The 4,236-nt window shown below is 61.6% G+C and carries 4 protein-coding genes and 1 pseudogene; 2 read left to right on the top strand and 3 right to left on the bottom strand.

All coding sequences use genetic code 11. From position 1 onward, the window contains the following. The first annotated feature begins 146 nt into the window (after positions 1–146). Positions 147–1,826, top strand: a complete 1,680-nt coding sequence (locus Q0654_RS15685; protein WP_298855599.1) for an AAA family ATPase — start codon at positions 147–149, stop codon at positions 1,824–1,826. 56 nt (positions 1,827–1,882) lie between these two features. Here Q0654_RS15685 and Q0654_RS22370 read toward each other — a convergent pair. Further along, positions 1,883–2,008 (bottom strand): annotated as a pseudogene (locus tag Q0654_RS22370) (IS3 family transposase); the annotation flags it as partial. A 133-nt stretch (positions 2,009–2,141) separates the two neighbouring features. Continuing rightward, entirely contained in the window at positions 2,142–2,663 is a 522-nt protein-coding gene (locus Q0654_RS15680; protein ID WP_298855597.1) for a transposase, read from the bottom strand. Between the two features lie 169 nt (positions 2,664–2,832). Here Q0654_RS15680 and Q0654_RS15675 point away from each other — a divergent pair, with 169 nt between their 5' ends. Then, a complete protein-coding gene (locus Q0654_RS15675) occupies positions 2,833–3,684 on the top strand; it encodes an alpha/beta hydrolase-fold protein (RefSeq protein WP_298855595.1) in 852 nt (283 codons plus the stop codon). Here Q0654_RS15675 and Q0654_RS15670 read toward each other — a convergent pair. Then, positions 3,664–4,236, bottom strand: a 573-nt coding sequence (locus Q0654_RS15670) for a transposase (RefSeq protein ID WP_298855593.1), incomplete at its 5' end; no start/stop codon positions are given. The genes Q0654_RS15675 and Q0654_RS15670 overlap by 21 nt on opposite strands.

Raw genomic sequence — 4,236 nt, 5'->3', positions numbered from 1 at the left:
CGCTGATGGAAGCGGTGAAGACGCATTCGCTGGGGCAGATCAGCCATGCGTTGTATGAGGTGGGTGGGGAGTATCGAAGGAATATGTAAAAGCAGAGCACGCAGCAATCGCTACGTACGGGGCTTTCTTTTCTGAGGTCTAGTGCAATGTTCCAGAAAATTACGCTCCGGTTCGGATCATCAGTCGGTGAGAGTCCGCTCGAGCTGAATCTCGGCCACATAGCCATCTTCGTAGGACCGAATAACTCTGGCAAGAGTCTGCTGCTCCGCGAGATCATGCAGGCAGTTCGGCAAGGTAGCCCGCAGCAGTCTGCAAAGATTCTCCAGTCGTTTGTCGTGCCTCAGTTTTCTGAGGATCAGGCGGTACGGCTTGTTGAGGGACGGACGGATGCCGCGCAAACCGCCCAACTGTCGCCAGGCCAGGTCCACCTTTGCAGCTACGACCCGGTCAGTGGAGAGCACAGGGCGCACAATATTCATCGTGAGGAAGCGATGCGCTTCCTCATTAATGAAAACCCGGAATATCGGCAGCACGCACTGACCTACATCCTCTCGCATTACGCGATGGCGCTGGATGGGTCGACACGGCTGAGAATTCTGGACACTAGGTCGGCGGAGGGCGAACTTCAGCGGCCGACTCATGTTTTAGGTCGCCTGTTCACGGACGACGCCTTGCGCGCGCGCGTAAGAAGCATCGGCTTTCGAGCATTCGGCAAATACCTTGTAATCGATCCAACTTCTATGGCGCGTCTGGAGCCGCGGCTGGCAGAGCGGGCGCCCGTGGACGACCTTGAAGAACAGGCACTGGACGCACGGGCGAGGGCCTACCACTCATCGGCCGTGCCTCTGTCGACTGCGAGCGATGGCGTGAAGGCTTACTTGGGAATGATCGCGGCGTCTTACTGCACTGATCACCGGCTCGTTCTAATCGACGAGCCAGAGGCATTTCTACATCCTCCACTTGCACGAGATCTAGGAAGGGAGCTCGCCCAGTCTGGGGCCCGCACGAGCGGATCGACGCTGGTTGCGACGCACAGCGCTCATTTTCTGATGGGCTGCGTCGAGTCAGGCGCGACTGTCGATATTGTGCGTCTTACATATGACGGCTCGGCAGGTACTGCGCGGGTGCTTCGGGCGCCCGATCTCTCGGGTCTCATGCGTGATCCACTCCTGCGGTCAACGGGCATGCTAAGTGCTCTTTTTCATGCATCCGCTGTTGTCTGCGAAGGGAACTTGGATCGAGCCGCGTATGAGGAGGTGAATCGACGTCTTGAGGAGGCGGGAGCTCCAGCTTGTAAGGACGCGGTTTTCCTGAGTGCGCACGGCAAGGATGCGCTCCACAGGATCGTTAACCCGCTTAGAAAGCTGGGCATCCCTGCAGTCGCAGTAGCCGATTTGGATATGGTGCAAGAAGGCGCGCTTGGCGAACTGTTGAAGGCTTGTGGCATGCCGGACGGGGTGTGGCAGTCCAAGCGAGACGTTGCATCCCGGGTGGCCGACATTTGTAGGCGCGAGGGTGTAGCGCTGAAGCGAGTCGGGGTAGAGGGTGCGCCGCTGCAAGTGCGCGATGCCTTGCGCGTTCTCGTTCGTGAATTACAGGAGTGGGGCTTGTTTCTCGTACCGGTAGGTGAGCTTGAGCATTGGCTGCCTGACCTCGAAATTGCGTCCAGGACTAAGCGGGGGTGGCTGTACGGTCTATTCGACAAGCTTGGTGGCGATCCAGCGAGCGACGAATATGTTCGGCCGACGGGTGGCGATGTTTGGGCGTTCCTTGGCGGCATCGCTACGTGGGTGGCAGACCAACGACGATCTGGCATGCCGATATGAACAAGGAAGACAAAACGGGGTCAGGTTGGAATGCCCCGCATTCCACAGACAGGTAGTCAGGATACAGTCCTGACGGTTTGATAATCTCGCTCCGCCTGCATCGGTGTCCGGTAGCCTAGAGCCGAGTGCATGCGGATGCGGTTGTAGAATAATTCGACATATTCGAACACCGCGGTGCGTGCGACGTCGCCAAAAACGGGGTCGCCAAAAACGGGGTCAGGTTCACTTATCCCGTAGCCGATGATCTGGCCGGCCGATGCGCCGGCCTCACGCCGGCGAACCGTCGGGTCTTCGAGAAAACGGGGTCAGGTTCACTTATCCCGTTTCGATGATTGATTTGGCCTTGGCCGGCCGATGCGCCGGCCTGACGCCTGCGAACCGCCGGGTCTTGGCCTCGACCATCGCGCGGAAGTCGTCGCGTCCGTAAGCGCGTTGCTGTTGCAGGTAGAGGCGGATTGCGGCCAGGTCTTCGTCGCTGATGGCCTCGGCCAGCAGGGTGCGGTAGCCCGCGATGCCGAGCGCGCGCTGGATGGGATGCGGGGTAAGCAGGACGTCGTCGCGCAGGCCACACAGGCTGGCGCAGCTTGACCACCGGAATGCGGTGGGATCGTGGGTCATGCGGGCGCGCACCGGGTTGAGGTCGATGTAGCGGGTGCAACGCAGCAGGGAGTCGTCGCCGGCGACAAGGCAGGCCTTGTAGCGTCCTTCCCAGAGTGTGCCGGTGCGCCGGTGGCGTACGTTGAAGTGGCCGACGTAGTGGCGACCCAGCAGTTGCATCATCCGGCCGGTCGCGCCTGCTTCGGGTGGCGTGGCAAGCAGGTGGACGTGGTTGTCCATCAGGGGGAAAACGGGGTCAGGTTCACTTCTCCGCAGCAGAGAAAACGGGGAAAACGGGGTCAGGTTTGTCAAAACGGGGTCAGGCTCACTAGTCCGGGTGTGGGGCGGGCCGGTGCCGGGTCGCCCGCTCCGTTGGCCTGCGGGGCTTGGGCTTACACTGCACGGCATGATGCCTTCTCGCCGTGTCATTGCCTTGTTGTTGATGCTGTGTGTGTCCGCTGTCTGGGCTGCGGAGCCAGTTTCCGAAGTGCCACCTCCGCACCAGTCGGTCGTGCTTGACTCGGCGGTGATGAAGGAGCAGCGGAGAATCAATGTCTACCTGCCTTCAACGCTCCAGGAAGAGCGTCGCTACCCGGTGATCTACATGCCGGACGGTGGATTGGCCGAGGACTTCCCGCATGTCGCCAACACCATTGATGCGGCGATCCGCGAAGGCCGGATGGCGCCGGTGATCCTGGTGGGGATCGAGAACACCCAGCGCCGCCGCGACATGACCGGGCCGACCACGGTGAAGAAGGATCGCAAGATCGCGCCGGTCGTGGGTGGGGCTGCCGAGTTCCGTAAGTTCATCGCCACCGAGCTGGTGCCGTGGGTGGAAGCGAACCATCCGGCAAGCGAGCGTCGCGGCATCATTGGCGAATCCGCGGCGGGGCTGTTCATCGTTGAAACGTTCTTCGAGATGCCGGGATTGTTCGAGACCAGCATCGCCCTGGATCCCAGCCTGTGGTGGAACGCCGGCAAGCTGGCTAAGGACGCGGGAACCTGGTTGATGGCGCACCCGGAGACGCGGGGGCGATTGTTCGTGGCGTGGGCGGAGCCGGAGACCATCGGCCCGAACGTGCGCATCCTGGAGGATGCATTGAAACAGGCTGCGCCGAGCCAGTTGGAATGGCAGGTCGTTGCGCGGCCGGATCTCAGCCACGGCACCATCTATCGCGCATTGGCGCCGGTGGTGTTGCCGATGCTGTATCCGCCGGACGGAAAACGGGCTCAGGTTCACTTACCCAATCGTAGCCCCTGACTTCACCGGCCGATGCGCCGGCCGCACGCTGGCGAAGCGTTGGGTCTTGGCTTCCACCATCGCACGGAAATCATCGCGGCCATAGGCGCGCTGTTGCTGCACGTAGAGGCGGATCGCAGCGAGGTCTTCGTCGTTGAGGGCCTCCGTCAGGAGTGTGCGGTAGGCCTCGGGGCCCAACGCCCGCTGGATGGGGTGCTGGGTGAGCAGCGGGTCTTCGCGCAGCGCACACAGGCCGGCGCAACTGGACCATGCGAATGCGGTGGGGTCGTCTGTCATCCGGGCGCGCACCGGGTTGAGGTCGATGTACCGTACGCAGCGCAGCAGGTAATCGGCGTCATCGACCAGGCAGGCCTTGTAGCGGCCTTCCCACAAGGTGCCAGTGCGGCCGTGCCGGGCGTTGAACAGTCCCACGTAGTGCCGGCCCAGCTTCTGCATCATCCGCCCGAGTGCGCCGAGTTCCGGTGGCGTCGCCAGCAGGTGCACGTGGTTATCCATCAGGGAAAAAACGGGGTCAGGTTCACTTATCCCGTTTCGATGATTGATTTGGCCTTG

The sequence above is a fragment of the uncultured Aquimonas sp. genome (genome assembly GCF_937888285.1).
GTDB lineage: Bacteria > Pseudomonadota > Gammaproteobacteria > Xanthomonadales > Xanthomonadaceae > Aquimonas.
This window is presented reverse-complemented; position numbering and strand designations above follow the sequence as displayed.

What these genes read in the sequence shown, in the direction of transcription:
- Q0654_RS15685 (WP_298855599.1), top strand. Translation starts at nt 147, where the DNA reads ATGTTCCAGAAAATTACGCTCCGGTTCGGATCATCAGTCGGTGAGAGT.
- Q0654_RS15680 (WP_298855597.1), bottom strand. Translation starts at nt 2,663, where the DNA reads ATGGACAACCACGTCCACCTGCTTGCCACGCCACCCGAAGCAGGCGCG.
- Q0654_RS15675 (WP_298855595.1), top strand. Translation starts at nt 2,833, where the DNA reads ATGCCTTCTCGCCGTGTCATTGCCTTGTTGTTGATGCTGTGTGTGTCC.